Raw genomic sequence first — 26,423 nt, forward strand, 5'->3', positions numbered from 1 at the left:
GGACGCGGAACACGCGGGCTGACCCGCGCGTTTCCCTCCCATGCGCACCACATCAAACATCATTCTGGCCAGCCTCCTGATCGCCGCCTCCGGCAGCGCGATCGCACAGGCCCCGCCCGCCCCGGCGACGCCACCGCAACAAACCGCGCCGCCATCCCCGCAGCACGCGACCGGTTGTACGCCGCAGGACCGCCCGAACCGCTCAGCCGACGGCACCACCACCGGCCAGTCCCGGGAACCGCTCGGTGACAAATTGGCAAAATCGGACGGCGTGCTCTGCCCGCCCTCCGGCGTCGATCCCGAGATGCACGCCCCGGCGCCCAGCACGAACGGCGCCATGCCCGTCATCCCGCCCCCCGGCAGCCCCGGCGGCGACCCGACGGTACGGCCGAAATAGCTGTCGCGCCGAAGCCTTGGCGTAGGCGGAGCCTGTTCCGCATCCCATGCCCGGGCTCGTCCCGGGCATCCACGTTCTTGTGGCCGCGCGACGGCCGTGGATGGCCGGGACAAGCCCGGCCATGACGGATTCAGCGCCAAAAGGCCCAAAATCCCCGCCGACATGTCCCGCCGAAGCTTTAGCGAAGGCGGAAGCCTTGGCGAAGGCGGAAGCTTTAGCCAAAGCGGAAGCAAACTCGGATTGACAGCCCGTCGCCCCCTTCCTTATATGCCGCGCGCTCGCGAGATGGCCTTGTTCGGCCCTCGCGACCCTGTGGCGGGGTAGCTCAGCTGGTTAGAGCACGGGAATCATAATCCTGGGGTCGGGGGTTCGAGTCCCTCTCCCGCTACCAAAAAATCAACGCGATATCCAAGGCTCGGGAGCCGTCGTGTCCGGCCTGCCACCTTGAGAGAGCTCTAGGCTCCATTCGCGACCCTGCAGAAGCACTGGGCGCGCCTCATGCCGGCGCCGGCAGTCGGCTTGTGCACAGAGCCGCGGAACAAGGGGACGAACCTCAGCTCTGCCGACTACGAATCCCTGCAGCGTGCTAACCGCCGGAACGATAAGACGGGCGAAGGATTCGTCCCGGCAGGAGCAAGCTCGATGCTGATGACGAAGGAAAGACGACCGGCGATCCGAACGCTGCGCGGATGGGCGCTCAGCGTGCTGCAGGAAGCGGGCGCCATCCACGAATGCGAGGAGCACGGCTGGGCGAAGGACCGGGCCGACCCGCATGCGCGCGAGCACGCATTGGATATAGCCAGGCAGGAGCCACCCGAGGGCTTGTCTCCGGATCAGGCCGTCGGGCAAGTGCGCGAGGTTTTGCATTCGATCGGCGATACGTGCCCGGAGTGCCCGCCACGTCCCGATTAGGTCCCCTGCGCTGTCGCGCAGCTCGGATCGCGCGCGAGCCTCAAAGGCCTTCGACAAAGGTGGAGGACGTGAGGGATATGAGCGGACTTGCTAAAAGGCCCTTCAAGCGAGCAAGTCTAGTGCGTTCTCGATCGCTGCGCCGGCGGCGGTGTTGTCGAAGATGCACCAGGTCTCACTAGATGACGACGCAGCACCGAGCCGCACCTTCAGCGATCGCAGGAACGCCCCGTCGTAAGCGGAGTAGTAAATGCGCGGCGCTCCATGCAGTCGAAAATAGCGCAAGCCCGGCCACCCGCCCGGCAGGTCGGCATCGGGCACCCGCGCCGGATCCGCGGCGACGCGGACAATCCGACGTTCCCTGAGCCAGGCGCCGACCTCGGACGTAAACCAGCTGACGTGACGCGGCTCGCAAGCGAGAGCGGCTGAGGTCCTTTCCTGCAGCGCGCGGAACAGGAACTCCGCATCGGACTCAACGAACATTTTGCGAGGCGCAAACTGAACGAGCAAAACCCCGAGCTTCGCACCAAGTCCGGCGCTCTCTTCGATGAACCGATCGAGTTCACCCTGCGCAAGCTGCGACGAGTGAGTAACAGACTTCGGGACCTTTACCGAAAAGCGGAAATCATCTGGCGTCGCGTTCGCCCACTTCTCATAGGTCGAACGCCGGTGCGGCTTGTGAAATGATGAGTTGATCTCGGTGGCGTTCAACACCCGCGCGTAGCGTTCAAGCTGGCTACCTACCCCGCCAACTCTTTCCTTCCAGACTCGCGGAACATTCCATCCCGCCGTGCCGAGCCGCAGCTCAGCCTTGACATGCGCGGCCTCTTCCATGTCAGTCCGTAACTGCCATCGGACATCACCGGATGTTTCACAATCTCACGCCGACTTCCGCCGCGTCCCTGCTGTCGGCTTCTTCGCCGCCGCTTCCTTAGCCAGCTTCTTACCGGCGATCGGCATCAGCATTTCCTTCTGAGCCGCGGCAGCCTTCTTCGTCTTCTTGGCAGGCTTTTTCGGAGCCTCGGTCCTTGCTGCTGCCCCGCCGACGCTCTTGCGTAGCGCGTCCATCAGATCGACGACGTTCTCGCCTTTCGGCCGATCCTTCGGCACGATCGGCTTGCCGGCGCGCTTCTGGTTGATGAGCTCGATCAGCGCGCTTTCATAATGGTCCTCGAACTTCTCCGGCTCGAATGATCCAGCCTTCTGGTTCACGATGTGCCTGGCCAGATCGAGCATGTCCTTCGTCACTTTGACGTCCTGGATCTCGTCGAAGTATTCCTGCTCGCTACGAACCTCGTAGGGATACCGCAGCAAGGTGCCGACCAGACCCTTGTCCATCGGCTCGAGCGCAATGATGTGCTCTCGGTTGGTGAGCACCACGCGCCCGATCGCAACCTTGTTCATCTCGCGGATGGTCTCGCGGATGACCGCGAAGGCGTCGTGGCCGACTTTTCCGTCCGGACGGATGTAGTAGGGGCGAATTAGGTAGCGCGGATCGATGTCGGCCTTGTCTACGAACTCGTCGATCTCGATGGTCCGCGTGGATTCCAGCGCGATCTCCTCGAGCTCCTCCTTGGTCACCTCGATGAACTGGTCCTTCTCGAGCTGGTAGCCCCTGACAATGTCCTCGTTGGGCACCTCGTCGCCGGTCTCGGCGTCGACTTTCAGGTACTTGATCCGATGACCGGTCTGACGGTTGAGCTGGTTGAAGGAGATCTTCTCGCTCTCCGACGTAGCTGGGTAGAGCGCCACGGGACAGGTGACCAACGAGAGACGCAAAAAGCCTTTCCAGTTCGCGCGGGGGGCCATGGTACGCAACACTCCATTGCGGGGACTTGGACTCAAGACGAACGGCGGGCCGCAGTTCCGACATCACCCGCAGGTGTCCACTGCAAATTGATGCCACGTCCCGGTCAAGCGGCCTGAATATATGGCGGGCGGTCATGACTCATACGGACAAAATAAGAACATACAGCGGTGACCCAACCCATGGCAGATCCTCGGTCATTAGACCTTTGTGGATCAGCCAATCCGTTGCTCTAAGGGGAGCGGCAACCCAGCCCGTCGTGCAAAACACCCACCATCCCGTCAACCCCTACCCGCAAAAATATTCCACTTCGCCGAAATTCGGAAATAGCGTATGTGTCGGCCATCCCGGCTCATCCTTGAGGGGCGATCTCGTTGTCGTCTTGATTGCGAGCCGGGCTTGCGATGGACGCGGCAGCGTCGGCACGAGATGGTGCGGGCAGGGCGGGTAGTCCCTGTGAGCCCGCAACCGCGTGCGGACGAGCGGCGCTGCTAGGCTTCGTCTCGTCTGTAAGTTTCCGGCTCCGTCGACTGGGCCGGGAAAACTGCGGTGAAATGGCGGGCCGTGCGACGGCAAAACCGTGTGGTCCTGGCCGTCGTTGCTACGGTCAAGCTGTCGCGGAGGTGTGTGCGAGCCCAACCGGGCGGACAGCATCATCCAAATTCGCGAGGCGAGGGAGGCCAAAAGGAAAGTTCGGCTCCCGGGAGAGCACGGCATAAGCCGTCCAACCATCGCGCAGGGAAGGCCGAGTGATTGGCTACACCTGTATGCTGCTGTGCGGTTCTTTTGCGCTACATCTTCGCGCAGCGGACCGCGGGTGCCAGCCGGCACCCGGCCTTCCCTGCGCCCTCTTGGACAAGAGGGTGGAATGACCAGGCAAAGCTCGGGCGAAACGCGCTGCGAGAACGAGAACTCATGTCCGCTGTTGAAAGATCACTCGCATCATTTCCCGGGATACGTCGAACGGCGCTCGCGCTACGCGGCCATCTCAGGCGGCCCTGCGGCGGGCCTTCGCCTTCGTCTTTGCCTCTGTTTTGCCGTCGGCTTCTCCGGCGCCGCCGATGGCGAATTGCGTCGAGCTCCGGGACCGGGGTGGGTATGAACCTGAGATTGAAAAGAAGTTCGCCTCCGAGGGCTTTACGGTGTTCGCGGGACGCCGCGACGGCGCCAAGCTCGAACCGCTGGTCAAGGAGATCGAGCAGGCCGGCGGCGAAATTCACGCGCGCGCGCTCGATGCGCGCAAGGAAGACCAGATCATCTCGTTTCTCGGCGATTCCGACAAGCACGCGCCGCTCGAGGTTTGCATCTTCAACGTCGGCGCCAACGTCAACTTTCCCCTTCTCGACACGACCGAACGGGTGTTCCGCAAGGTCTGGGAAATGGCTTGCTATTCCGGCTTTCTCGCCGGCCGCGAGGCCGCGCGCCTGATGCTGCCCCGTGGCCAGGGCAACTTCACCGGTGCGACGGCGAGCTTGCGCGGCGGAAGCGGCTATGCGGCCTTCGCCAGCGCCAAGTTCGGTCTGCGGGCGGTCGCGCAAGCGGCGGCGCGCGAATTGGGCCCGAAGAACATTCACGTGGCGCATCTGATCATCGATTCCGGCGTCGACACGGAATGGGTCCGGCAGCGGCGGATCGAGGCGCTCGGTCCGAACGCGCTGGATAATCCCGACCTCCTGATGCCGCCGTCGTCGGTCGCCGGATCCTACTGGATGCTCTGTCAGCAACCCAAGAGCGCCTGGACCTTCGAGCTGGAGATTCGTCCCTTCGGCGAGAGATGGTAGCGGAGCCGGTTCACGATGGCCCGTGCACGGGTTCAGAATGAAGGTTCAGGATGAATTGCCGAAGCGGTGTTCTGGAAGTCCCTGTGCGATGCCATCAATGGCCAGAACATGACCTGCCTGGGGTTCGCGGCTCAGTTGCTCGCGATCCAGAAACTTTCTGGCCGTCGTCACGAACAAGGTCTTCAGATCGGTTCCGCCGAAGCACACGCAGGTCGGATTGATCGCCGGCACCGGAATGATGGTGTCGATCCGGCCGTCCGGCCGATAGCGTATCACCCGACCGCCGGAGAAGAATGCGGTCCACAGTCCGCCCGCGACGTCGATACACGCGCCGTCGGGCCTCTCCCCGGAGGTGCTGTAATCCGCGAACAGCCGTCTGTTGCCAATCACGCCGTCATCGAGATCGAAGTCGAACTGCCAGGTTCGGTATCGCCTCGTATCGGTGAAATAGAGCGTGCGATTGTCGGGTGAGAACGCGATGCCGTTCGTCACGATGACATCGCCGAACATGCGCGCTGTCCGGCCGTCCGCGTCCACGCGATACAGCGCCCCGTTCGGTCGATGCAGCTGGTTGTCCATGGTGCCGATCCATAGCCGGCCCCGCGCATCGACGCGCCCGTCGTTCAGGCGGTTGTCGGGGCCGCTCTCGACCTCGCAGAGCTGAGCTGGAGGACCGTCATCGGACGCGCGGCGATAAAGTCCCAGATCCTGCGCGAGCAGGTGGGAGCCATCCGCCGTCAGAGCCTGACTGCCGAGGAAGTTGCATGCGTACGGAACAACCTGATGAGCGCCTGTCGCCGGATCGAACGATTGATGCAGCCGCCGGTCGACGTCGACCCACCACAGCTTGCGGGATCGGTCGCACCACAACGGCGTCTCGCCGAGGACATCGCCGGCGGCGACCGCGGTCTCGACCCGATGTGCGGGGATCTTGTCGGTGGTCATCCCGATATCCGATTCCAGCCGCGAGCCGGGCGATCAGTCCTCGTTCCAGGAGGCGAGGGCGTGCGCGACGCAACCGTTGATGTGCTCGGTGAGCACGGCTTTGGCGCTCTTGATGTCGCGCTTGAGCGCACATTCCAGCAGCGCCTTGTGCTGGTTGATCGTCTCCGCGCCACGGTAGCGCAGCGCATAGCGGAAATATTTGTCGAACACGATCGCGTGGGTCTGCATCAACTCGCGCGAACCGCAGCTCGAGATCAGCGCCCGGTGGAATTCGCCGTCGTAGCGTTTGCGCAGCTCGGGATCGTCGCCCTCCTTGAGGACGGTCCGTTCGGTCGCCGCCAGCTTGTGATGCGCCGACACCACGCGGCCTTCCCACTCCACGTCGCCGGCGCGGAACGACTCGGCCATCGCATGATGCTCCAGCAGGATGCGCAGACCGGCGAGCTCACGCAGGTTCTGGATGGAGATCGGCGCCACCTCGAAGCCGCGCTGGCCCTCGGCGACCACAAAACCCTCGGAGGTCAGACGATTGAGGATCTCGCGCAGTGTGCTGACGCTGAGGCCGTAATCTTCCTTCATGGCGTCGAGCTTGAGGCGTCCGGATGGCGTGAGCACTCCGAAAATGATGTCGGCCCGGATGCGCTGATAGCCACTGTCGCCCGCCGACAGGGGCCGTTCATCGAGTGACGTCATGCCTTCTGATCCCACCTGTCGCGATCGGTCAGCCACTTCGGAGGCGGCTCAGTGTTGCCAGCAATATAGCAGATTTCAAATGTCGGACGTACAGTAAATCATCATATGAAATAGATATCATCATTTGACATAGAAATATATGTGTGATGTCTAAATGGACTGAGGGTGCGAAAAATGATGGCTTAAGCCGCCGTTCGCGCCCGTTCGAACAGGGAGGAAAACGATGAGCTTGCTGGTACGGGCGCTGTCTGCGACGGCGATCTGCGTGGCGCTGACGGTCGGCGCATCCGCTCAGGGCGTTCAGGAGCGCACGATCAGGTGGGGACACCTGAACAACACCGATCACCCCGTCAGCTTTGGCGTGCAGAAATTCGCCGAGATCCTGCTGGCGAAGAGCGGGGGCAAGATGAAGGTCCGCGAGTTCGCGGCCTCACAGCTCGGCAACGAGTTGCAGCAGCAATCCGCGCTGCGCGGCGGCACCCAGGAGATGCTCTCGGCCTCGACGACATCACTTGCCACCGTCGTTCCGGAATTCGGTCTGATCGATTTCCCGTTCCTGTTCAACACGACCGAGCAGGCCGATGCTCTCGCGACCGGAAAATTCGGCAAGGCGATGATGGATACGCTGCCGTCGAAGGGGCTTATTGGTCTCGGATATTGGGGCCTGGGCTTCCGCAACGTCACGAACAGCACCCGTCCGATCACCAAGCTCGAGGACTTCAGCGGCCTCAAGCTTCGTGTGATTCCGAATCCGGTCTATCTCGAAAGCTTCAGTGCCTTTAAGGCAAATCCGGTCCCGATGGCTTTCGGTGAGCTGTATTCGGCGCTCGAGACCCGCACCGTCGACGGCCAGGAGAATCCCTACACGGTCATTCTCTCGAACAAGTTCTATGAAGTACAGAAGTACGTTTCCGCCACCAATCACACTTTCACCCTGAACATCATCCTGGTGAGTAAGATCTTCTGGGACAAGCTGTCGCCAACCGAGCAGGGCCTGATGCGCGAAGCCTATGAAGAAAGCCGCGGTTATCAGAAGGAGCAGACCCGCCTCCAGACCGACAAGGCCCTGGCGGAGCTGCAGGCCAAGGGCATGCAGTACAACGCGATCGCTCCTGAAGAAACGGAGCGCATGCGGAAGGCAGCGCAGCCGGTCGCGGACAAGACGTCGGCCAGCCTTCGTCCCGAGACGGTGAAGCTCTTCAACGAAGAGGTCGAGCGCATCCGCAAGGACGTGAAGTAGTCGACTTCTGCTGTCACGCAGGCGTCGGAGTCGGCCAGTGGTCGGCTCCGCCCCTCATTTGTCCGGACGTCACGCATGGCGCGAGTTCTCGACCTCTATTGCACGTTCCTGAAGGCCGTCATTGCCGCGTGCCTCGCGGTGATGGTGGTCCTGGTCTTCGGCAATGTCGTCCTGCGCTACGGCTTCAACTCCGGAATCACGATTTCCGAAGAGTTGTCGCGCTGGCTGCTGGTCTGGTTGACCTTCCTGGGCGCAATCGTCGCGCTTCGCGAGCACGCCCATCTCGGCGTCGACAGCCTCGTCCGGATGCTGCCGGCTTCTGGCAAGCGCATATGCTTCGTTATCAACTATTGCCTGATGCTGTTTGCCGACTGGCTGCTGCTGTCGGGAAGCTGGCGCCAGACCATCATCAACATTGACGATCGCGCGCCGGCGACCGGTCTCTCGATGGCCATCTTTTACGCGGTCGGCGTGATTTTCGGCGCGTCGGCCGCAGTCATCCTTCTCTACGACCTCGTCCGCGTGCTCACTGGACAGGCGAGCGAATCCGACATGGTGGCCGTCAAGGAATCGGAAGAGCACTGATGTCTCATCGAACCGTGCTAGGCGGCGTCCACATCCAGCAGTCCACCGGGATCGCGTCATGACGATCGCCGTCTTCACCTTCTCGCTGCTGGGCGCCATGGCGCTGGGCATGCCGATCGCCTTTGCGTTGATCGTCTGCGGCGTGGCCCTGATGAGCACGATCGACATGTTCGACGCCCAGATCGTGGCGCAGAATGTCATCAACGGCGCCGACAGCTTTCCGCTGATGGCGATTCCCTTCTTCATGCTCGCGGGCGAGATCATGAACAAGGGAGGGCTGGCCAAGCGTATCGTGAATGTCGCGCTGGTCGCGGTCGGGCATTTCCGTGGCGGGCTCGGCTATGTCACGATCCTTGCCTCCTGCATCCTCGCGTCGCTGTCCGGCTCGGCGGCTGCCGATGCAGCGGCGCTCGCGTCCCTTCTGGTGCCCATGATGGTGGCGGCGGGGCACAAGAAGTCCTATGCAGCGGGCCTCGTGGCGGCGGGCGGCATCATTGCTCCCGTCATCCCGCCCAGCATCGGCTTCGTCATCTTCGGCGTCGCCGCGGGCGTCTCGATCTCGAAACTGTTTTTGGCTGGCATCGTGCCCGGACTGCTGCTCGGCGCAGGGCTCTGTCTGGCCTGGGCGTGGGTGGTGCGGAAAGAGAACCTGACGCCGCCGCCACGGGCCTCGTGGTCGGAGATCGTCAAGGCCGTCGTCGACGGCTTCTGGGCGTTGATGCTGCCGGTCATCATCGTGGTCGGCCTGCGCTTCGGCATCTTCACGCCGACGGAAGCCGCAGTGGTCGTCGCCGTCTATTCGCTGTTCGTCGCGACCTGCGTCTACCGCGAGCTGAAGCTGTCGCAGCTCTACGCGATCTTCGTCTCCTCTGCCGTGACGACGAGCATCGTCATGTTCCTGGTCGCTGCGGCGCTGGTATCGTCCTGGCTCATCACCGTGTCCGAGATATCCGCGCAGGTCGTAACCCTGCTGAAGCCCTTCATGGGCAACAACACGCTGCTGATGCTCGCGATCATGGTTGTGGTTGTCATTGTGGGGACGGCGCTCGACATGACACCGACGATCCTCATTCTCACGCCGATCCTGATGCCGATCGTCAAGGCGGCGGGCATCGACCCCGTCTATTTCGGCGTGCTCTTCATCATCAACAATGCGATCGGCCTGATCACGCCACCGGTGGGCATCGTGCTCAATGTCGTCTGCGGCGTCTCCAGGATCAGCATGGAGGATATCATCAAGGGCGTCTGGCCCTTCATGATCGCGCAACTGATCGTCCTGTTCGCGATGGTGCTATTCCCGGGACTGGTGACGATCCCGGCCAAATGGTTTGCCGGCTAGACGCGTCGGCACAAAAGAAGGACAAACGAAAATGGCCGCAAGGATCATGATCCTCAACGGACCCAATCTCAATTTCCTCGGTATCCGCGAGCCTCACATCTACGGCTCGACGACGCTCGATGAGATCGAGGCGAGCTGCAAGGCGCTGGCCGATCAGCTCGGAGTCTCGATGTCGTTCCATCAAACGAACATGGAGGGCGAGCTCGTCAGCCTGATCCAGTCCGCCCATGGTAACGCGGACGCCATCATCATGAATCCCGCGGCCTATTCATTCACCTCGATCGCGCTGATCGATGCGCTGAAGATTTTCGAGGGTGTGAAGATCGAGGTGCATATCTCGAACATCCACGCGCGGGACGAGCTGCACCGCCATTCGATCACGTCGAGTGCCTGCACGGCGGTCATTTGCGGTCTCGGTCCATATGGCTATCTCGCCGCGATGCTCGCGGTCGTCCAACGGTTGGGGCAATTGCCTCAGACCATCGCACCGGCTCTGCACGGGCTTGCGGCCGGCGGCAAGGCGTAAGCATGGAGGGCGCAATGCGCGGCACGGGATTTCTTGCCATCTGGAGCGACGTCGAGGCTCACGACCTGACCGACTACCGGCACTGGCTGACGCGTGAGCACACGACCGAGCGCGTGACGACGAAGGGCTTCCTGGCATCGCGTGTCTTCCGCGCGGCAAGGGACGACTTCGACCGCTTCTTTATTCTGTATGAGCTGGAGACGCCGGAGGTCCTCGACGGCGAGGCCTATCTGGCGCGCCTCAACGCACCGACGCCGTGGTCCCAGCGCATCATGCCGAAGCTCGGCAATTTCATGCGGGGGGGCGGTGCCATGATCGTGCGGGGAGGGCGGGGCGAGGGCGCCTCGGTCGTGGCGCTCCGGATAGAGATGTTGCCGAAAGATCTCCAGGGTCTGGCTCAGGCGCTCGTTGCGTGCGACGGGGTTGCCGCCGTGCAGATCGGCGCGACTGATGAGGCGCGGACGTCGGTGCGGACGACCGAAAAGGGCATGCGGAAGAACGAGGGCTTCTTCGCGGGGCTTTTGCTGATCGAGGCGCTCGACGTCGCCTCGTTGCAGGCTGCCTTGCAGCGGGCAAGCGAGCTTGCGCCCGACGTCATGGCCGGGGCGAGCGAGCCGGAAGTTTATCAAAGCATGTTTGCGCTCGACGCGCGCATCGCGGATTTCGGTTGACGACAACGTTCTCGCTCGCCGCGCTGACCTGCTCGAGCTTGCGCTGCCTGCTGCTCGACGCCAGATTGGTTTGAATTGCTGGCTGACGTGGCATCCCGATACCCGCGGAACGCGCCGCGTCGGGAGTGCACCGCTTCATCGCGGGGTCCGCAAAAGGCGGCGACGGCGGCTTCGTTCGAGCTCGCTTGATCGCCGCTCCGAACTAGGAACTCTTGCGCACCATCGAGGCTTGACTCAGCGGGCCAGCGTCGCCGCCGATTTGCTGGCCTGCACGGCCCCGCCTCCAAGCCCCCATACCCCCCAGGGTGGGGCCGTGTCTCTTCGCAGGAGATGCAATGCCTGAGCCGACCGATCACGACATCAGAGAACGCGCGCACCGGCTATGGGAGCGAGCCGGCAAGCCGGAAGGCCGCGAGGAAGAGTTCTGGCACGCGGCCGAGCAGGAGTTGCGCAACGAGGACAAGTCGAACCCAATGCGGACGCCGGATACGCTGTGACCGACAAGAGATGCCCATTCTGCCACGGTCTGGGATGGGTCTGCGAAAACCATCCGCTCCGCGCCTGGTGCGAGGAATTGGGCGGCTGCCGCTGCGGTGAGGGCATGCCCTGCACCTGCAACGTGACCGAAGATCCCGAAACAAGAGCAGTGATCGTCGAAGCGGACACGACGTGGCACTAGCAAGACCTGGCATTGAAGGCGGAACAGAGCCTTCCAGCAGGAATTGAGGTTGTGAGCAGCACGGGCTGCGACGCAGGCCCGTGGCTACGGCGGGGTTTGCGGTGGACGAGCGGCAAAAGATAGAGCACCAGATCGAACTCGCAACGCGAGCGGCTGCGCTCGTCAAAGACGAAACCACCGTCCAGCGATTCAAGAACTTCGCCGAGGAGCTGAAGCAAAAGCTGCTTCGCATGATGCGGCGCGGCAAGGTACGAGCGCGCGCGTACGAACTCTGGGAGCAGGCCGGTCGCCCGGTCGATCGGGACGTGGAGTTTTGGCTCGTGGCCGAACGGCAGATCGAAGAAGAGCGCGATCAGCGGAGGCTCTCGGATCCCTCAGACAAACGATAGAAGTTCCGGTAGCCACATCGGCAGCACACAAGCTTCGGCCGCGCGTTCCGCGGACAGAGAAAAAGCCGCCGAGTTCTTCACCCTGGCGGCCTCAAAAGTTCGTAGCTGTTGGTCGCCTCTCCAGCCTGGTGCGTACCGCCGTTACCTTGTTTGCGGCCATGCAAGATCATTCTAGGCCGAGGCGCTCGATTCTGCTGTGACCTGAAGCACACATTGAAAGGGTGATGTCGGGAAGCTTGCGAGGGCACCGACTTTGATGGGACTGCTCCGTCATGCTTTACGCGCCGGCCGCGACACCCAGGCGGCCGATGCCCGGAAGCTTCAGCGCGGGGCGGCGGATGTCGAGGCCGAGCACCGCGCCGAGGAAATTGATCTCGACCCCTTCGACCCAGCCGATGGTCATGCCGAGATAGCCCGACAGCGAGGCGTTGAGCCCGGTGCCGGACGCCGTGATGCCGGCCCAGCGTCCGCTGTAGGGAAAGTCCTTGCCGATGGCGGTCGGCGGCAGCACCGCGCGCAGCTCGGGAACGGCGTCCAGCGCGGCCTGCACGAAGGTGTTGGAATTCGGTCCCGGCCAGGCGCTGTAGTCGCCATAGGCGCGGAACTTGTAATTCTCGATGACGGAACGGATCTTGGGAATTAGCGCTTCGGCCCGCGCGCCGTCGACGGCGACGACGGTTTCCGGGAGGGCGCCGAACCAGCGGCCGTCGGGGGCAAAGCCGTTGCTACGAATCGGGTCGCCCCAAGCCGTGTAATCGTATCGGCTGTAAGTGGCGGCGCCCTTCTCCTTGACGACGATCCAGGTGTGGACGGCAAAAATACTGCGCCAGCGCACCGTGCGCGCGGCGAACACGCGGATCAGCGCGTCGGGATTGGCGGATGCGGGCGGCAGCAGGCCGGCGCTGGAGCGATCCGCCGTCTGCCAATTGCCGCGGCCGTCGCCGCGCAAATAATAGCGGCCGGCCGACACGCCGATCGGCAGGAAGATCAGCAGCAGGAACAGAATCAAGGATTTCCTCAAAGGCCAACGGCGGTCAGGCGGGACGATGTCACCAATATAGTTCGCAAGGCACGCGGCGCCAGCGCTCTCCTGCTCTTGCATTCGGGTGGTGCGGCCATATGTTGCGTCCATGAGGAAGTTGTCGCTCGTCGAGGACCAGGCCATCCAGGCGCGAATCGCGTACATCGCGGGCGCCGAGATTTTCGATCGCCTCTTCGCCGGCATCCGGTTCGACGAAATCGACGGCAATCTGCTGTTTGCCATTGCCAGCGACGAAGACTGCGCAGCCGAGATCGAGGACGAGTTCTCGCACCAGCTCGCTGTGGTCGCAACGCATATCCTCGCGCAGAGCGTGGACGTGGTCGTGGTGCTGCCGAAGGTCCTGCAATAGCTGCCTGCCGGTTAGCCTTATGCCCGTTCAGGCCGCTTGCCTTTACCCCCTGTCTCTGCTTTTCAACGCAATTGCAAAATTGTAATGACGTCATTGGGCGCTCAGGCCCGAGGCGCGTTATCGACGGAGCTCGACGGGAGGGCTCGTCCTCGCTCGCCTCTATTTGCGAAACAAAGTTGGATACACATTGGCGCCCACCAGGAAAGCCCGGGCCACGACCGGCGCGATAAAGACAAAAAGCAAGAGTTCGAAAAGCAAAGGCTCGACAAGCAAGAGCGCGAAAAGCAAGAGTTCGAAGAGCACGAGTTCGAAAAGCACGAGCTCGACAAGCAAGCGCCCGGACAAGAGCGCCTCGCATTCCGCGGTCGCCTCCTCATCGCCGCTCGGCATGCTGGCGCTGCATCTGCTCGATCACTGGGAGAAGTCCGGCCGCGACGGCCTCGTCTTCCTCTGCGATGACGAGAGCAGGGCAGAGCGGCTGGGCGGCGTAATCCACGCCCTCGATCCCTCGGTCGACGTGCTGGTGTTTCCGCGCCTGAACACGCTGCCCTTCGACGGCCTCGAGCCCTCCCGCGAGATCGCGGGCCGGCGCAGCTCGGTGCTGCGGGGTCTCGCCAAGGCAAAGAAACCCGTCTTCCTGGTGTCGACCGCAGAAGCGATCATGGAACGGCTGCCGCTGCCGGCGAGCTGGTCGCGGTCGAGCCTCACGCTGAAGGTGGGCGCACCCTATTCCGGGCCCGAGCTGGAGACGCGGCTGGAAGCTCTCGGCTACGATCTCGACGAAGAGGCGGAGTATCCGGGCGGCGTCCTGTTCCATGGCAAGACGTTCGAAGTGTTTCCCGCCGGCGCGCTCGCTCCCTTCCGGATCGAGCATTCCGGAGACACGATCCGCAAGATCGTCGCGGTCGATCCCATCGAGCACGAGGTCGTCTACGAGACCGCCGAATTGATCATCGATCCCATGTCCGAACGGATCGCGCTGGGAGCTACGCGCGGACAACGGGCGACGCTACCTGATTATTGCAGCCGCGCGCGATGGATCGCGGATGCCGGGGTATCGGTCCACGCCGAGAGCTGGCTGGGCACGATCGAGGACGCCGCCGGCCGCAGGGACGCGGAGCGCGAGTATCTGGGGCAGGCGGACTGGAAGCAGCTGAAGAAGCGCATCAGCGTGCTACCGCGCAAGGCCGCCTTCATCTCGACGCCGGAGTTCTCGAAGCTGGCTTCGCCGCGCAAGGCGCTTCGCGCCTTTGTCGCCGATATGCAGCGCGGCGGATCGCGGCTGCTGTTCGTCGCCGCCGTCGAGGATGACCTTCGCGCGATGGAGCGCATGAGCGGCATCAAAGCGGAGCGCCTGGCCGATTGGAGCGAGGTGACGAAGGCACGGAGCCGCGAAGGCGCGCTGCTGGCCGATTTCGACGCGGGGTTCATTGGCGCCGGCCGCAAGCCGCTTGTCGTCGTGACCGCGGCCGACGTGCTCGGCAGCCGGGCCCATCATCCCCAGCCGATGGCGCGCGCCTGGAACCCGGCGTTCGATCATCCCGACGTGCCCGAAAAGGGCGCCGCAATTGTCCATCTGCAACGCGGGCTCGCCGTGCTCGACGGCTTGCAGACCCTGGACATGGGCAAGGGATCGCGACGCGAGATGATCAGGCTCAAATTCGCGGGCGACAATGCCGTGCTCGTACCGCCGTCCGATCTCGCGGTGATCTGGCCTTATGCCGGCGAGCCCGGCAAGCTGACGCTGGACAAGGCGGACGGCAGCAGCTGGTGGGCGCGGCGCACCGAGGCGGAAGCGGAAATCCAGGTCGCCGCCAAGGCGCTCGCCAAACACATCAGCCAGCGCCTCCGCCGTCGCGCACCCAAACTGGTGCCGCCGGGGCCGGCTTACGAAAAATTCGTCGCACGGTTCCCCTATTTCACAACAGTGGACCAGGGCCAAGCGATTCAAGACGTCCTCGACGATCTTGCGGCGGGCCATCCCATGGACAGGGTGATCTGCGGTGACGTCGGCTTCGGCAAGACCGAGGTCGCGCTGCGGGCGGCGGCCGCCGTGGCGCTGTCGGGCAAGCAGGTGGCGATCGCGGCGCCGACCACAGTGCTGGCGCGGCAGCATGTCGAAACCTTCCGCAAACGGTTCGGCCCTCTCGGCATCGAGGTGGGAAGCCTCTCGCGGGCCAGTTCAGGCCCGGAGACGCGAGAGACCAAGGAGGGGCTGCGGCGCGGCACGTTGAAAGTCGTGGTCGGTACGCAGGCGCTTGCGGCAAAGGACGTGAAGTTCGCCGATCTTGGCCTCGTCATCATCGACGAAGAGCAGCATTTCGGGGCGGCGGAGAAGGCGAAGCTTTCAGGGCTCGCCAAGGGGGCTCATTCGCTGTGGATGAGCGCCACGCCGATTCCGCGCACGCTCGCGGCGGGACTTGCCGGCTTCAGGGATCTTAGCGTGATTGCCTCGCCGCCGGTTCATCGCCTTCCCATCGTGACCAGGATCGCGCCGCTGTCGGACGCTGCCATTGCCGCCGCGCTGCTCCGCGAGCGCAGGCGGCATGGTCAGAGCTTCCTGATCTGCCCGCGCATCCAGGATCTGGAGCCGATGCTGGCCCGTGTGCAATCGGTGGCGCCGGAGCTGCGCATCGTCTGTCTTCACGGCAGACTGCCCGTGGACGAGATCGACGACCGCATGATGAGTTTCGTCGATGGCGAGGCGGATGTGCTGCTGGCGACCAATATCGTGGAAAGCGGTCTCGATATTCCACGCGCGAACACCATCGTGGTGTGCTGGCCCGAAAAGTTCGGGCTTGCACAGCTGCATCAGCTCAGGGGACGGGTGGGACGCGGCGGCACGCGCGCGTTTGCTCATTTGCTGACGGAATCGACCTCGGAGCAGTCCGAGAAACGTCTGGCGGTGCTGGAGGAGTTCAGCAAGCCGGGTGCCGGCTTTGCGATCAGCGAGCGCGACCTCGACCTCAGGGGCGCCGGCGATCTGTTTTCGGAACAGCAGTCCGGCCACGTCCAGGTGTTCGGACCCGTGCTCTACAGTCATCTGCTGAAGCGGGCGTCCGAGCGAGGCAGCGATACCGGCGCCGATCTGTGGGTCCCCGATCTCAATATGCCGTTGGCCGACATGCTGCCTGAAGGCTACGTGCAATCGGAAGCGGTCCGGCTCGAGATCTATGGCCGCGCTGCCAGGTGCCGAAGCGACGACGATCTGGAAGACCTGGAGGAGGAGATCTCGCGTCGTTTCGGCAGGCTGCCGCCGGAGGCCCGCGACTTCTTCGCATCCGCCAGGCTCCGGATCGATTGCAAGCGGCGCGGCATCGTCAGGCTCGATGTCGGTCCCGAGGCCGTCGCGGCGACGTTCCTGCCGGGGCGGCTGCCGAAATCGAGGGCGAAGTCGGATGGCCGATTACTGCAGCGCGACGGCGACCGCGTCGTCTACGCCGGTCGCCGTGATCAGGACCCGTTCAGGCGCGTCGAGGAATTCCTCGAACTCCTCGACGCCTGAGGATTATTCCGTCTGCTCGACCGCCGCCGGCATCTTGGCCACCGACATCAGCGAGCGGGCCACCTGGTTGAGGAGCTGATCGGCGTTCTCCTCCTCCGCGAGCGATTTCGACAGCAGGGCGACGATCGCACTGTGGCGCAGCTGCTGGGCGAGGTTGCGCGCAGTAGTGTAGCCTGCGATCTCGTAATGCTCGACGCGTTGCGCTGCGCCGATCAGGGCGAGGTCGGCCGCCGCGTCCTCCTTGTCCTCGCCCTCGGCCATGACTTCCTGGCCCTCCTCGACCAAGCCCATCATGCCCTTGCAGGGCTTGGCGCGGGCGGATTTACCGAGCATTTCGAAGCATTCGTTGATGCGCTCGACCTGCGCTTCGGTCTCGGCGAGGTGCTGCTCGAACAGCTCGCGCAACTGGTCGAAGCGGGCGGCCTCCGCCATCTTGGGAAGCGCCTTGGTCAATTGCTTCTCGGCATGCAGGATATCGCGCAGCTCGTTGATGAGCAGATCGCCCAGACCGGCTTCGTCAGCGGGTGGCGAACTCTCGGTGACGATGGCCGAGGCCGGACCCGGTTCGCCCGCCTGAATCGCCGGCGACTCCGTGAAGACCCAGTCGCCGCCCTCGTTCCACGGCCCGCGCGTGTCGATCTCGCCATGATCACCGGCGCCGGTAGAATCGTTGAAGAACTGATCCACGAGGCCGGGCGTCGGGGCGATGCGGCCGATGCTGAACGCCGGCTTGCCCATGCTCTCGAGCGCGAGCGCGAACGCCTTCATGTGCGTGATCTCGCGGGTCATCAGGAACTGCAGCGCGTCCTTGCTGCCGGCGTCGTCGCAGAAATTGATCAGCCGCTCGTAGACGATCTTGGCCCGCGCCTCTGCGGCGATGTTGCTGCGCAGATCGACGTCGAGCTCGCCGGTGATCTTCAGGTAGTCGGCGGTCCAGGCATTGCCCTGGGAGTTGAAGAGATTGACCCCGCCGCCGCCGGCGATGGCGATGAGGGGATCGGCTTCGGCAGCCTGGCGGTCGAATTTCGACGGCTTGAGATGCATCCGCGCCAGCGTGCCGACCACTTCCAGATGGCTGAGCTCTTCGGTGCCGATGTCCATCAGCAGGTCCTTGCGATCGGGATCCTCGCAGTTCAATCCCTGGATAGAGTACTGCATCGCGGCAGCGAGCTCGCCATTGGCGCCGCCGAACTGCTCCAGCAGCATGTTGCCGAAGCGGGGATCCGGCTCGTCGACACGCACGGTGAACATCAGCTTCTTGACATGGTGATACATGGAAGGACTCTCGGATTGGAAGGACAGGAAAGAAGATGTCTTCCGAACGGGCGGCTTCAGCGTTCGTTCCTCGCGAAACGACCTGCGCCGATGATGTCAGGCGCAGGTCGTTCGAAGTCGATCGGCAGGATTTCGGGCGGGTTCGTTCAGCGTTGATCCGGACGCTTGGCAGGCGGCCCGCTCTTGTTGCCCGGTGCGCCCTGAATATGCGCCGGATCCTGCGATTGCACGGCGGTGTTGCCAGTGGAGCTCGTCGAGCTCGATCCGACGGTCTCACCAGGCTTGGCGGTCGGCCCGTTCTTGTTGCCGGGCTGTCCGGCAATGCCGGCTCCCGAATTCTGTGCGCTCGGCGCGGACGAAACGTCAGGCTTGCTGGCCTGCGCCCAGGCTGCTGCAGGCAGCGCGAAAGCGGCGAGGATAACGGCACCTGTGAACTTCATCTCGGTGTTCTCCGACTGATGCCCCATCTACTCGAACGCCGGTGACCTGCGGGCGTTCCCTGTCTCATCAAGTCGAAAACGTCTTCTCGCACTATCATGGCGAACTATCCCGGCAGCGGCGCCTCCACGACGTCCAGCAGCGCGCCGAGGCCTTGGCGCAGGCGCCGCGTGGCGATGCTCTCGGTCGCGAGGCCGAATACCACGAGGGATCGCCCGGTCACCGCATAAACATGCCCGAATTCGAATGCGGGCATCTGCCCCTCCGGTTGATTGGTGTCGATCAATCCGATCCAGCTGCGTCCCTCGGCGACCGCGGGCAAGGTGAAATTGACGACGTCGTGATGAGCATTGTAGATCAGCAGCATGGTTGCGTCCGAACCGCGGCGCTTGATCCCGGTCTCCTGGGCGCGGCCGTCGAGCAGCAAAGCGAAACATTTGGCGTTGCCGTCCTGCCACTGCTCCGTCGTCATTTCCTCTCCGGACGGCGCGAGCCACGTCACGTCCTTGACGTCCAGCTCTTCGTTGTGGGAGCCGACCAGGAAGCGGCTGCGGTAGAGAATCGGAAAGGCCTTGCGCGTCGCGATCAGCTTGCGGGTGAATTCGCGAAGGCTGCGACCGTTCGCGGTGATGCCCATCCAGTCGAGCCATGTGGTCTCGTTGTCCTGGGCGTACGCGTTGTTGTTGCCGTGCTGGGTGTGTCCGAATTCGTCGCCGGCTAGCAGCATGGGCGTGCCGTGGGACAACAGCATGGTTGCCAGCAGATTGCGCTTCTGGCGCTCGCGCAGCGCAATGATCTCCGGATCGTCCGTTGGTCCCTCGGCGCCGCAGTTCCAGGAGTGATTGTTGCTGTGGCCGTCGCGATTGTCCTCGCCATTGGCCTCGTTGTGCTTGTCGTTGAACGAAACGAGGTCGTTGAGATTGAATCCGTCATGGGCGGTGACGAAGTTGACGCTGGCCCATGGCCGACGGCCGCGCTTGTTGAAGAGATCGCCGGATCCAGACACGCGCTTGGCGAAGTCCGCGATCGAACCCTCGTCGCCTTTCCAGAAAGCGCGCACGGTGTCCCTGAATTTGTCGTTCCACTCCGCCCATCCCGGCGGAAACTGACCGACCTGATAGCCGCCCGGACCGATGTCCCAAGGCTCGGCGATCAGCTTGACGCTGGAGAGCACGGGGTCCTGGCGGCACGCATCGAGAAAGCCGCCGCCTTCGTCAAACCCGTAGGGCTCCCGTGCCAGGATGGTGGCGAGGTCGAAACGGAAGCCGTCGACTCGCATCTCGGTCGCCCAGTAGCGCAGGGAATCCGCGACCAGTTGCAGCACGCGCGGGTGCGACAGGTTCACCGTATTCCCGGTACCGGTGTCGTTGATGTAATAGCGCCGCTGGTCCGGCAGCAGGCGGTAATAGCTGGCGTTGTCGATGCCCTTGAATGACAGCGTCGGACCGAGTTCGTTTCCTTCCGCGGTGTGATTGTAGACGACGTCGAGGATGACCTCGATGCCATGGGCGTGGAACTGGTTGACCATGGTCTTGAATTCGTTCGCGAACGGCGTCTTGAGGTAACGCGGCTCCGGCGCGAAGAAGGCAAGGGAGTTGTAGCCCCAGTAGTTGCGCAGGCCTTTCTCGACCAGATAGCTGTCGTCGACGAAGGCATGGATCGGCAGCAATTCTGCGCTGGTGATGCCGAGTGATCGCAAATAAGCCGGGACTTCCGAATGCGCGAGACCGGAGAACGTGCCGCGGTCCGCGTCTGGCACCAGCGGATGCAGCTGGGTAAAGCCCTTGACGTGCGTCTCGTAGACGATCGTCCGCTCCCACGGCACTTCCGGTTTGCGCGCGGCGCCCCAGGTGAACGCCGGGTCGATGACGCGGCATTTCTGCATCAAGGGCGCGCTGTCGCGTTCGTCGTAGGAGAGATCCTTGTCGGCATGGTCGAGCTGGTAGCCGAACAGCTCCGGTCCCCAGCGCAACCGGCCGACCAGCTGCTTGGCGTAGGGATCGAGCACGAGCTTGTTGGGATTGAAGCGGTGTCCCGCGTCGGGTTCGTAGGGGCCATGGACGCGGTAGCCGTAGACGGTGCCGGGACGGGCCGCGGGCAAATAGCCGTGCCAGACTTCGTCGGTATATTCCGGGAGTTCGATCCGCTCCAGTTCGGTCTCGCCGTCGTCGTCAAACAGGCAAAGCTCGACCTTGGTGGCATGGGCCGAAAATAGCGCGAAATTGACGCCGAGCCCATCCCAGGTGGCGCCGAGCGGAAACGGCTTGCCCTCGCTGATGCGGGAGCGGCGCAGGCTCGAGGCCGCCCGCGTCAGGGCGTCGTCTGAATGTACTGTTTGATCCATCGTTCCCCGTACAGCCCTTCAACAATTTGGTGCACTTGCTCTCACTTGCGCGTCGCCCGTTCGCCGGCAGTCGCAGAAGTAATCACGGCGACAGGAGGCACATCGTCTGGCTTGGGCAGCGTGGTTGCCCTTTGCAGCGCCGCCTCCTTGCTGATCGCCGCAATCGAGTTGCCGATCCGCTCCACGATGCTGGTCAGCTCCGCATCGGATAGCCCGAGACGCTTTCTGACGAGGCGCACCTGAGTAGGGTCGGCCAAGTCGAGTTTGTTGCGGATCGGCTGCGGCTTCGAGTGGCGCATGTCGAAAACTCCTGTGTAGAGTTGCAACCACCCCTCAGGCGATTCCGTTCCTTGCTCGTCTGCAGTTACCCGTCTAGATCGAGGATTTGTAGATTTCTGCGTAAGACTTGGCCGACTGTGTCCAGGTAAAGGCCTGTGCCATGGCCGCGCGGCGCATGTGATCGAGCCGGTCCTTCATGCCGAAGGTGGAAAAGGCCCGGCAAAGGCTTCCAAGGAAGCCGGGCGCCGACGCGCGGTCAAACAGGAAGCCGGTCTCGCCGTCCACGATCGTCTCGGCGAGCCCGCCGGTGCGATGGCCGATCGGCAGCGAGCCGAAGCGCTGGGCGTACATCTGGCTCAGCCCGCAGGGTTCGAAGCGCGACGGCATCAGGGTAAAGTCGCTGCCGGCGAATATCTTTCGTGCCTCGGCGTCGTCGAAGCCAATCTTCACGCCGATCGAGCGCGGCGCGCGCACCTGCGCCTGCAGCAGCGCCTCCTCGAATTGCGGTTCGCCCTTGCCTGTCACGACAATCTGGCCGCCGGCGTCGATGATCGCTTGCGCACTCTCGATGACGAGGTCGACGCCCTTCTGGTGCACCAGACGCGCCACGAGCGCGAACAGGGGACCTCTCGAGACCGCCAGCCCGAACTGTTCCCTGACATCGTCGGCGTTCAATGATCGTTCGGCCCAGTCACCGGCGCCGAACGGCTGGAACAGCGAGGAGCAGGTGCGCGGATCCCAGCTCTCGTCGATTCCGTTTAAAATGCCCGAAAGCTGGTTGCGATCGGCCCGTTGCCGCAACAGCCCTTCGAGACCGCAGCCGAACTCGGCCGTGGTGATCTCGCGGGCATAGGTCTGACTGACGGTCGTCAGGTGGGAAGCGTAGACCAGGCCGGCCTTGATGAAGGACAGGCGATTGTAGAATTCCACGCCGTCGATATTGAAGCTCGCCTCGGGAATCCCCAGCGGCGCGAGCGAGCTGCGGTCGAAGACGCCTTGATAGGCCAGATTGTGGATCGTGAACACAGTTGGAATGTGCGCGTAGTGCCATTCCAGATAGCCGGGGATCAGTGCACATTGCCAGTCATTGGCATGGACGAGATCGGCGGCCCAATCCTTGTCGACCAATCCTCTCGCGACCTGCGCTGCGGCATAAGAGAAGGTTGCGAACCGGACATTGTTGTCGCCCCAATCAGCTCCGCGGCCATCGGCATAGGGCGTGCCGTCGCGTTCGTACAGCGCCGGGCACCGGACCACGTAATAGGTCATGCCGTCGGCGGTATGCCCAAGATCGATGGCAAAGGCCGGAAGGGCCGCGAAAGGTTGGCATCGTCCGACGGTCGTAAGGTCTTGTAATCCGCGCAGGACGGCCGGGTAGCCGGGGATGATGACGCGGACGTCGGCAAAGTCGCGCAAGGCGCGCGGGAGAGCCGCCGAGACGGCGGCAAGTCCACCCACTTGAATGAAGTCTGATACTTCGGGCGTCGCGAAAAGGATCCGCATGTGTCACGCCGCCCGGCCCGAGGGACACCACTGGCCTCTGCCAACCATCTCTAGAATTCCAATTGCGCTTCCCCAACGGAGCGCAATTCCTGAATTCCGCGCCGCAACAAACGTTCCTAACTTTCGCCACCGAACAGACGTTTTTCGTCCTTGGTTCAAAAGTGCACACAGAGCGTGTGCGCGGGGTGCGGCGCTCGCCTGAGGAACGAATGCCTGCATCTCGGCTTCTCACGTCCTGAGCATGCTTAAGCGATCGTAAAATCGAGCTTCGCGAAGCGTGTCGTAACTTCCAGCCATGCACGCAAAGGCGGCCAGTTTTGAGTCACAGATTGGGAATGGCAGGGCAAGCGCGACACCACGGTCCTCGATGCCTCCAGCAAGGGGTCTGCTTCAATCTCTGGGCACCGACGGCGCAATCGGTCGAATTGCTCGAAGCCGGCCGGCCGGCACTTCGAACGACGCGCGACGAGGATGGCTGGTACCAATGGTTGAGCCCCACCGCGCGTGTCGGCACGCGCTATCAGTTCAGGATTAACGAAGATCTGGTCGTTCCCGACCCTGCCGCGTTCTTCCAGCCGGACGACGTCGGGGCGCCGAGCGAGGTGGTGGACACTGCGGCGTTCCGGGACTCGGTGCTCTATCCCGGCCGCCCCTGGGCGGAGGCCGTGGTCTACGAGTTGCATGTCGGCACCTTCAGCGAGGAAGGCACCTATGCCGGTATCGAGAAGAAGCTGCCCTATCTGCGCGATCTCGGCATCACCGCGATCGAGCTGATGCCGCTCAATGACGTCCCCGGCCGGCACAATTGGGGCTATGACGGCGTGCTGCTGAACGCGCCGAATGCACGCTACGGCAGGCCGGAAGACCTCAAGCGGCTGTTACGCGCGGCGCATGCCCTCGACATCATGGTCTATCTCGACGTCGTCTATAACCATTTCGGGCCGCAGCTGAACTATCTGCACCTCTATGCAGAAAGCTTCTTCACCCCGCGCCATAGCACCGGCTGGGGGCCTGCGGTCAACCTCGAGGGACACGACGGCGCGTTCGTGCGCGAGTTCCTGATCGAGAACGCGCTGATGTGGCTGCGCGACTACGGGTTCGACGGCTTGCGGCTCGACGCCGTTCACGCGCTGAAGGACGATTCCGACCGCCATTTCCTGATCGAGCTTGCCGAGACGGTTCGCAGTCAGCTGCCGGGCCGGCGCGTGCATCTGATGCTGGAGAACGAGGCCAATCAGGCCCGCCTGCTCGACCGCGCTCAAGGGCGAACCCGGCTCTATGACGCGCAATGGGGCGATGATTTTCACAACGCGCTCCACGTCCTGTTGACGGGCGAGGACGAAGGCTATTATCGCGCCTTCGCAGACAGGCCGCTTGAACATCTCGCGCGAGCGCTCACCGAGGGCTTTGCCTACCAGGGCGAAGTCTTTCCGCTGCATGACGAACCGCGCGGCGAGCCGAGCGCGCATCTGCCGCCTGAGGCCACCATCTTCTTCGCCCAGAACCACGACCAGATCGGCAACCGCGCGCTCGGGGAGCGGCTTTCCGCGCTGGTCGGTCCGGAGAAGCTGGATCAGGCCATGGCAATGGTTCTCTTGAACCCGCATATTCCGATGTTGTTCATGGGTGAGGAAGCCGCGGCCGAGACGCCATTCCTGTTCTTCGCGGACTGGTCCGGCGAAGCTGCCGAGCTGACGCGGGAAGGGCGGCGCAAGGAGTTCGCGCACTTCAAGGCATTCTCGACGCCCGACATGCGCGCCAGAATTCCGGATCCGTGCGATGAAAAAACCTTCGAGGCATCGAAGCTCGATTGGACGGACATCGATCGCTCTCCCGCCAGCGCCAGGTTTCGCGGTCTGACGACCCAATTGCTGAAGATACGGCGCGAGAAGATCGTGCCGCTGATCAAACGGGGTTTCGTGTCGGCTCATTGCAAGTTGCTGGGGGAGGACCAGCGCAAGGGCGGCCTGGATGCCCGTTGGCGGACGGAGGAGGGGGACATCTTGCAGATTGTCGCCAATTTCGCCGACCGCGAACTGCCCATGCCGGCGCTGGTCGCGGGCGAGAGCCTGTGGCGATTGGGCGCGGCCGACGCGCCAGCCCTGTTGCCGAACGACATCATCGTGCGGCTTGGCCAGGAAGCGTGATGGAACGGCGAGGAACGCTTCCGAAAGCTTTCCGTTAGCGGAGCAAATCCCTGGAGCCGCTCCATGACCGAATATCCAAAACCGCCTTATCCTCCGCAACAGCAACCGATGCCCGGTTCGACCCGCGCGATGAATCCGCGACCGGATCACGGCGAGGAGAGTTACAAGGGCGCCGGGCGCCTGGCCGGAAAGAAGGCAATCATCACCGGAGGCGACAGTGGCATCGGCCGCGCCGTCGCGATCGCCTATGCCCGGGAAGGCGCCGACATCGTCATCGCCTATTTGAACGAGGACGAGGATGCCGCCGAGGTGAAGGCGCTGGTGGAGCATGAGGGGCGCAAGGTCGTCCTGATCCCGGGCGACATCCGCAATCCCGATCATTGCCGCGCGATCATCGCCCGCACCGTCGAGGCGTTCGGCGCAATAGACATCCTCGTCAACAACGCGGCCCATCAGGACACGTTCAAGGAGATCGGTGATATCAGCGACGAGGAGTGGCAGCAGACGTTCGAGACCAACATCCATGCCATGTTCTATCTCACCAAGGCTGCGGTGCCCCACATGCGCCCGGGAGCGGCGATCATCAACACCGCGTCGGTGAACTCCGACATGCCGAATCCGACCCTGCTGGCCTATGCCACGACCAAGGGCGCCATTCAGAACTTTACCGGTGGGCTTGCCCAGATGCTGGCGGCGAAGGGCATTCGGGTCAATGCGGTCGCCCCGGGTCCGATCTGGACGCCGCTGATTCCGTCGACGATGGCGGAGGACACCGTGAAGAATTTCGGTAAGCAGGTGCCGATGCAACGGGCCGGCCAGCCGGCCGAGCTCGCGACCGCCTATGTCATGCTCGCCGATCCGCTCTCGAGCTACACATCGGGAGCGACCCTTGCGGTCACCGGCGGCAAGCCGTTCATCTGACCGAACGTGCGACGAGAAAGTGGCAGCCCTGCGAGCAGGGCCGCCACGCCCAGTACGTCTCGATCAAGCGGCGCTGGACGCCTTGGTATTGACGCCCTTGCGAAGCGCCACCGTGTTCAGCTTGGTGTTGGCGGCCTTCTCTTCGTTCAGGTTCGTCGTGAGGAAGCGCACGATGTCGTCGTGCCCGAGTTCCTCTGCCCATGCGATCAGCGTGCCGTAGCGGCACATTTCATAATGCTCGACGGCCTGTGCGTTGGCCACGATCGCGGCGTCGAGCACGGCCTTGTCCTCGATCTCGCCCGCGGTCTCATCGGCCTCCTTGATGATGCCGTCGATGGCGGGACAGTGTGTCCCGCTCGGCTCCTTGCCGAGCTTCGCGAACACCTTGCCGAGCCTGTCGACCTGCTTGTTGGTCTCTTCCAGATGAGCTTTCAGTCCGGTGACGAGGTCCCTGTTGGTCGCCTTGTCGATCATCTTCGGCAGCGACTTCAGGATCTGCTGTTCCGCGTAATAGATGTCCTGCAGCCCGTGCAGCAGCAGGTCTTCCATCGATTTGATGTCCTTGGTGAAGAATCCCATAAACGACGTCTCCTTTCACAATGATGGAACTGGAACGCCGCACAGCCGCAGCTGTTCCATTCCTGTGACCAGATCAGGAG

26 protein-coding genes and 1 tRNA gene are annotated in these 26,423 nt (G+C 63.3%); 15 read left to right on the forward strand and 12 right to left on the reverse strand.

What is annotated here, in order from left to right:
* Nucleotides 1-40 precede the first annotated feature (40 nt).
* The 3 genes from IVB40_RS04965 (at nt 41) to IVB40_RS04975 (ending at nt 1,309) form a co-directional block, all read left to right on the forward strand.
* A complete protein-coding gene (locus IVB40_RS04965; protein ID WP_247401193.1) occupies nt 41-397 on the forward strand; it encodes a hypothetical protein in 357 nt (118 codons plus the stop codon).
* 314 nt (nt 398-711) lie between these two features.
* Nucleotides 712-788: transfer RNA gene (locus IVB40_RS04970), tRNA-Met, on the forward strand.
* Between the two features lie 251 nt (nt 789-1,039).
* Nucleotides 1,040-1,309, forward strand: coding sequence for a hypothetical protein (locus IVB40_RS04975; RefSeq protein WP_018453910.1), 270 nt, complete (start codon nt 1,040-1,042; stop codon nt 1,307-1,309).
* A gap of 102 nt (nt 1,310-1,411) precedes the next feature.
* On the opposite strand, the gene IVB40_RS04980 is transcribed toward IVB40_RS04975, so the two are convergent.
* Nucleotides 1,412-2,140, reverse strand: coding sequence for a DUF72 domain-containing protein (locus IVB40_RS04980; RefSeq protein WP_247818237.1), 729 nt, complete (start codon nt 2,138-2,140; stop codon nt 1,412-1,414).
* A gap of 45 nt (nt 2,141-2,185) precedes the next feature.
* Nucleotides 2,186-3,115, reverse strand: a complete 930-nt coding sequence (locus tag IVB40_RS04985; RefSeq protein WP_247464821.1) for a Ku protein — start codon at nt 3,113-3,115, stop codon at nt 2,186-2,188.
* Nucleotides 3,116-4,174: 1,059 nt separating this feature from the next.
* Between IVB40_RS04985 and IVB40_RS04990 the strand changes: the two genes are divergently transcribed.
* A complete protein-coding gene (locus IVB40_RS04990) occupies nt 4,175-4,894 on the forward strand; it encodes an SDR family NAD(P)-dependent oxidoreductase (protein ID WP_247818238.1) in 720 nt (239 codons plus the stop codon).
* Between the two features lie 45 nt (nt 4,895-4,939).
* Here IVB40_RS04990 and IVB40_RS04995 read toward each other — a convergent pair whose 3' ends face one another.
* Entirely contained in the window at nt 4,940-5,839 is a 900-nt protein-coding gene (locus IVB40_RS04995; RefSeq protein ID WP_247818239.1) for an SMP-30/gluconolactonase/LRE family protein, read from the reverse strand.
* 33 nt (nt 5,840-5,872) lie between these two features.
* Complete coding sequence (locus IVB40_RS05000; protein ID WP_247818240.1) at nt 5,873-6,532, reverse strand: FCD domain-containing protein; 660 nt, start codon at nt 6,530-6,532, stop codon at nt 5,873-5,875.
* Between the two features lie 223 nt (nt 6,533-6,755).
* Between IVB40_RS05000 and IVB40_RS05005 the strand changes: the two genes are divergently transcribed.
* The 7 genes from IVB40_RS05005 (at nt 6,756) to IVB40_RS05035 (ending at nt 11,961) form a co-directional block, all read left to right on the forward strand.
* Nucleotides 6,756-7,772: a TRAP transporter substrate-binding protein gene (locus tag IVB40_RS05005; protein WP_247818241.1), complete on the forward strand. Its 1,017-nt coding sequence runs from the start codon at nt 6,756-6,758 to the stop codon at nt 7,770-7,772.
* A 75-nt stretch (nt 7,773-7,847) separates the two neighbouring features.
* On the forward strand, nt 7,848-8,357 hold the full coding sequence (locus IVB40_RS05010; protein ID WP_106942116.1) for a TRAP transporter small permease: 510 nt from the start codon (nt 7,848-7,850) through the stop codon (nt 8,355-8,357).
* A 58-nt stretch (nt 8,358-8,415) separates the two neighbouring features.
* Nucleotides 8,416-9,696 carry a TRAP transporter large permease subunit gene (locus tag IVB40_RS05015; protein ID WP_027570444.1) on the forward strand — a complete coding sequence of 427 codons (1,281 nt, stop codon included), beginning with the start codon at nt 8,416-8,418 and terminating at the stop codon, nt 9,694-9,696.
* Between the two features lie 31 nt (nt 9,697-9,727).
* Entirely contained in the window at nt 9,728-10,222 is a 495-nt protein-coding gene (locus tag IVB40_RS05020; protein ID WP_247431337.1) for a type II 3-dehydroquinate dehydratase, read from the forward strand.
* 14 nt (nt 10,223-10,236) lie between these two features.
* On the forward strand, nt 10,237-10,893 hold the full coding sequence (locus IVB40_RS05025; protein WP_247818242.1) for a hypothetical protein: 657 nt from the start codon (nt 10,237-10,239) through the stop codon (nt 10,891-10,893).
* 335 nt (nt 10,894-11,228) lie between these two features.
* A complete protein-coding gene (locus IVB40_RS05030) occupies nt 11,229-11,390 on the forward strand; it encodes a DUF2934 domain-containing protein (RefSeq protein WP_081747976.1) in 162 nt (53 codons plus the stop codon).
* Between the two features lie 283 nt (nt 11,391-11,673).
* Nucleotides 11,674-11,961 (forward strand): DUF2934 domain-containing protein, encoded by a 288-nt coding sequence (locus tag IVB40_RS05035; RefSeq protein WP_247818243.1) that lies wholly within the window; start codon nt 11,674-11,676, stop codon nt 11,959-11,961.
* Nucleotides 11,962-12,238: 277 nt separating this feature from the next.
* On the opposite strand, the gene IVB40_RS05040 is transcribed toward IVB40_RS05035, so the two are convergent.
* Nucleotides 12,239-12,970, reverse strand: a complete 732-nt coding sequence (locus IVB40_RS05040; RefSeq protein WP_247818244.1) for a DUF3750 domain-containing protein — start codon at nt 12,968-12,970, stop codon at nt 12,239-12,241.
* 121 nt (nt 12,971-13,091) lie between these two features.
* Between IVB40_RS05040 and IVB40_RS05045 the strand changes: the two genes are divergently transcribed.
* A complete protein-coding gene (locus IVB40_RS05045; protein ID WP_007595982.1) occupies nt 13,092-13,352 on the forward strand; it encodes a hypothetical protein in 261 nt (86 codons plus the stop codon).
* Nucleotides 13,353-13,511: 159 nt separating this feature from the next.
* Here IVB40_RS05045 and IVB40_RS05050 read toward each other — a convergent pair whose 3' ends face one another.
* Nucleotides 13,512-13,742, reverse strand: a complete 231-nt coding sequence (locus IVB40_RS05050) for a hypothetical protein (protein WP_247818245.1) — start codon at nt 13,740-13,742, stop codon at nt 13,512-13,514.
* Here IVB40_RS05050 and IVB40_RS05055 point away from each other — a divergent pair.
* Entirely contained in the window at nt 13,741-16,857 is a 3,117-nt protein-coding gene (locus tag IVB40_RS05055; RefSeq protein ID WP_247818246.1) for a DEAD/DEAH box helicase, read from the forward strand. The two genes, IVB40_RS05050 and IVB40_RS05055, sit on opposite strands and share 2 nt — an antisense overlap.
* Before the next feature lie 3 nt (nt 16,858-16,860).
* On the opposite strand, the gene IVB40_RS05060 is transcribed toward IVB40_RS05055, so the two are convergent.
* The 5 genes from IVB40_RS05060 to glgA form a co-directional block, all read right to left on the reverse strand.
* Nucleotides 16,861-18,132: a DUF892 family protein gene (locus IVB40_RS05060; protein WP_027570451.1), complete on the reverse strand. Its 1,272-nt coding sequence runs from the start codon at nt 18,130-18,132 to the stop codon at nt 16,861-16,863.
* Between the two features lie 146 nt (nt 18,133-18,278).
* The gene (locus IVB40_RS05065; protein ID WP_247287716.1) at nt 18,279-18,572 is read right to left on the reverse strand and encodes a hypothetical protein; all 294 of its coding nucleotides are present in this window, start codon (nt 18,570-18,572) and stop codon (nt 18,279-18,281) included.
* Between the two features lie 104 nt (nt 18,573-18,676).
* Nucleotides 18,677-20,914, reverse strand: coding sequence for a glycogen debranching protein GlgX (glgX, locus tag IVB40_RS05070; protein ID WP_247818247.1), 2,238 nt, complete (start codon nt 20,912-20,914; stop codon nt 18,677-18,679).
* A 41-nt stretch (nt 20,915-20,955) separates the two neighbouring features.
* Entirely contained in the window at nt 20,956-21,213 is a 258-nt protein-coding gene (locus tag IVB40_RS05075; RefSeq protein WP_247431314.1) for a DUF3606 domain-containing protein, read from the reverse strand.
* Between the two features lie 73 nt (nt 21,214-21,286).
* Nucleotides 21,287-22,696, reverse strand: a complete 1,410-nt coding sequence (gene glgA / locus IVB40_RS05080) for a glycogen synthase GlgA (RefSeq protein ID WP_247431311.1) — start codon at nt 22,694-22,696, stop codon at nt 21,287-21,289.
* A 335-nt stretch (nt 22,697-23,031) separates the two neighbouring features.
* On the opposite strand from glgA, the gene treZ reads away from it, so the two are divergent.
* Both treZ and IVB40_RS05090 read left to right on the forward strand, forming a co-directional pair.
* Nucleotides 23,032-24,843, forward strand: coding sequence for a malto-oligosyltrehalose trehalohydrolase (gene treZ / locus IVB40_RS05085; RefSeq protein WP_247818248.1), 1,812 nt, complete (start codon nt 23,032-23,034; stop codon nt 24,841-24,843).
* 63 nt (nt 24,844-24,906) lie between these two features.
* Complete coding sequence (locus IVB40_RS05090; protein WP_247818249.1) at nt 24,907-25,764, forward strand: glucose 1-dehydrogenase; 858 nt, start codon at nt 24,907-24,909, stop codon at nt 25,762-25,764.
* Between the two features lie 63 nt (nt 25,765-25,827).
* Here IVB40_RS05090 and IVB40_RS05095 read toward each other — a convergent pair whose 3' ends face one another.
* Nucleotides 25,828-26,343, reverse strand: coding sequence for a ferritin-like domain-containing protein (locus tag IVB40_RS05095; RefSeq protein ID WP_247818250.1), 516 nt, complete (start codon nt 26,341-26,343; stop codon nt 25,828-25,830).
* Nucleotides 26,344-26,423: the final 80 nt, after the last annotated feature.

It is taken from the genome of Bradyrhizobium sp. 40, assembly GCF_023100925.1.
Lineage (GTDB): Bacteria > Pseudomonadota > Alphaproteobacteria > Rhizobiales > Xanthobacteraceae > Bradyrhizobium.

Coding starts and splice junctions, on each gene's coding strand:
- IVB40_RS04965 (WP_247401193.1), top strand. CDS start 41: ATGCGCACCACATCAAACATCATTCTGGCCAGCCTCCTGATCGCCGCC.
- IVB40_RS04975 (WP_018453910.1), top strand. CDS start 1,040: ATGCTGATGACGAAGGAAAGACGACCGGCGATCCGAACGCTGCGCGGA.
- IVB40_RS04980 (WP_247818237.1), bottom strand. CDS start 2,140: ATGGAAGAGGCCGCGCATGTCAAGGCTGAGCTGCGGCTCGGCACGGCG.
- IVB40_RS04985 (WP_247464821.1), bottom strand. CDS start 3,115: ATGGCCCCCCGCGCGAACTGGAAAGGCTTTTTGCGTCTCTCGTTGGTC.
- IVB40_RS04990 (WP_247818238.1), top strand. CDS start 4,175: ATGGCGAATTGCGTCGAGCTCCGGGACCGGGGTGGGTATGAACCTGAG.
- IVB40_RS04995 (WP_247818239.1), bottom strand. CDS start 5,839: ATGACCACCGACAAGATCCCCGCACATCGGGTCGAGACCGCGGTCGCC.
- IVB40_RS05000 (WP_247818240.1), bottom strand. CDS start 6,532: ATGACGTCACTCGATGAACGGCCCCTGTCGGCGGGCGACAGTGGCTAT.
- IVB40_RS05005 (WP_247818241.1), top strand. CDS start 6,756: ATGAGCTTGCTGGTACGGGCGCTGTCTGCGACGGCGATCTGCGTGGCG.
- IVB40_RS05010 (WP_106942116.1), top strand. CDS start 7,848: ATGGCGCGAGTTCTCGACCTCTATTGCACGTTCCTGAAGGCCGTCATT.
- IVB40_RS05015 (WP_027570444.1), top strand. CDS start 8,416: ATGACGATCGCCGTCTTCACCTTCTCGCTGCTGGGCGCCATGGCGCTG.
- IVB40_RS05020 (WP_247431337.1), top strand. CDS start 9,728: ATGGCCGCAAGGATCATGATCCTCAACGGACCCAATCTCAATTTCCTC.
- IVB40_RS05025 (WP_247818242.1), top strand. CDS start 10,237: ATGCGCGGCACGGGATTTCTTGCCATCTGGAGCGACGTCGAGGCTCAC.
- IVB40_RS05030 (WP_081747976.1), top strand. CDS start 11,229: ATGCCTGAGCCGACCGATCACGACATCAGAGAACGCGCGCACCGGCTA.
- IVB40_RS05045 (WP_007595982.1), top strand. CDS start 13,092: ATGAGGAAGTTGTCGCTCGTCGAGGACCAGGCCATCCAGGCGCGAATC.
- IVB40_RS05055 (WP_247818246.1), top strand. CDS start 13,741: ATGCTGGCGCTGCATCTGCTCGATCACTGGGAGAAGTCCGGCCGCGAC.
- IVB40_RS05050 (WP_247818245.1), bottom strand. CDS start 13,742: ATGCCGAGCGGCGATGAGGAGGCGACCGCGGAATGCGAGGCGCTCTTG.
- IVB40_RS05060 (WP_027570451.1), bottom strand. CDS start 18,132: ATGTATCACCATGTCAAGAAGCTGATGTTCACCGTGCGTGTCGACGAG.
- IVB40_RS05065 (WP_247287716.1), bottom strand. CDS start 18,572: ATGAAGTTCACAGGTGCCGTTATCCTCGCCGCTTTCGCGCTGCCTGCA.
- glgX (WP_247818247.1), bottom strand. CDS start 20,914: ATGGATCAAACAGTACATTCAGACGACGCCCTGACGCGGGCGGCCTCG.
- IVB40_RS05075 (WP_247431314.1), bottom strand. CDS start 21,213: ATGCGCCACTCGAAGCCGCAGCCGATCCGCAACAAACTCGACTTGGCC.
- glgA (WP_247431311.1), bottom strand. CDS start 22,696: ATGCGGATCCTTTTCGCGACGCCCGAAGTATCAGACTTCATTCAAGTG.
- treZ (WP_247818248.1), top strand. CDS start 23,032: ATGGCAGGGCAAGCGCGACACCACGGTCCTCGATGCCTCCAGCAAGGG.
- IVB40_RS05090 (WP_247818249.1), top strand. CDS start 24,907: ATGACCGAATATCCAAAACCGCCTTATCCTCCGCAACAGCAACCGATG.
- IVB40_RS05095 (WP_247818250.1), bottom strand. CDS start 26,343: ATGGGATTCTTCACCAAGGACATCAAATCGATGGAAGACCTGCTGCTG.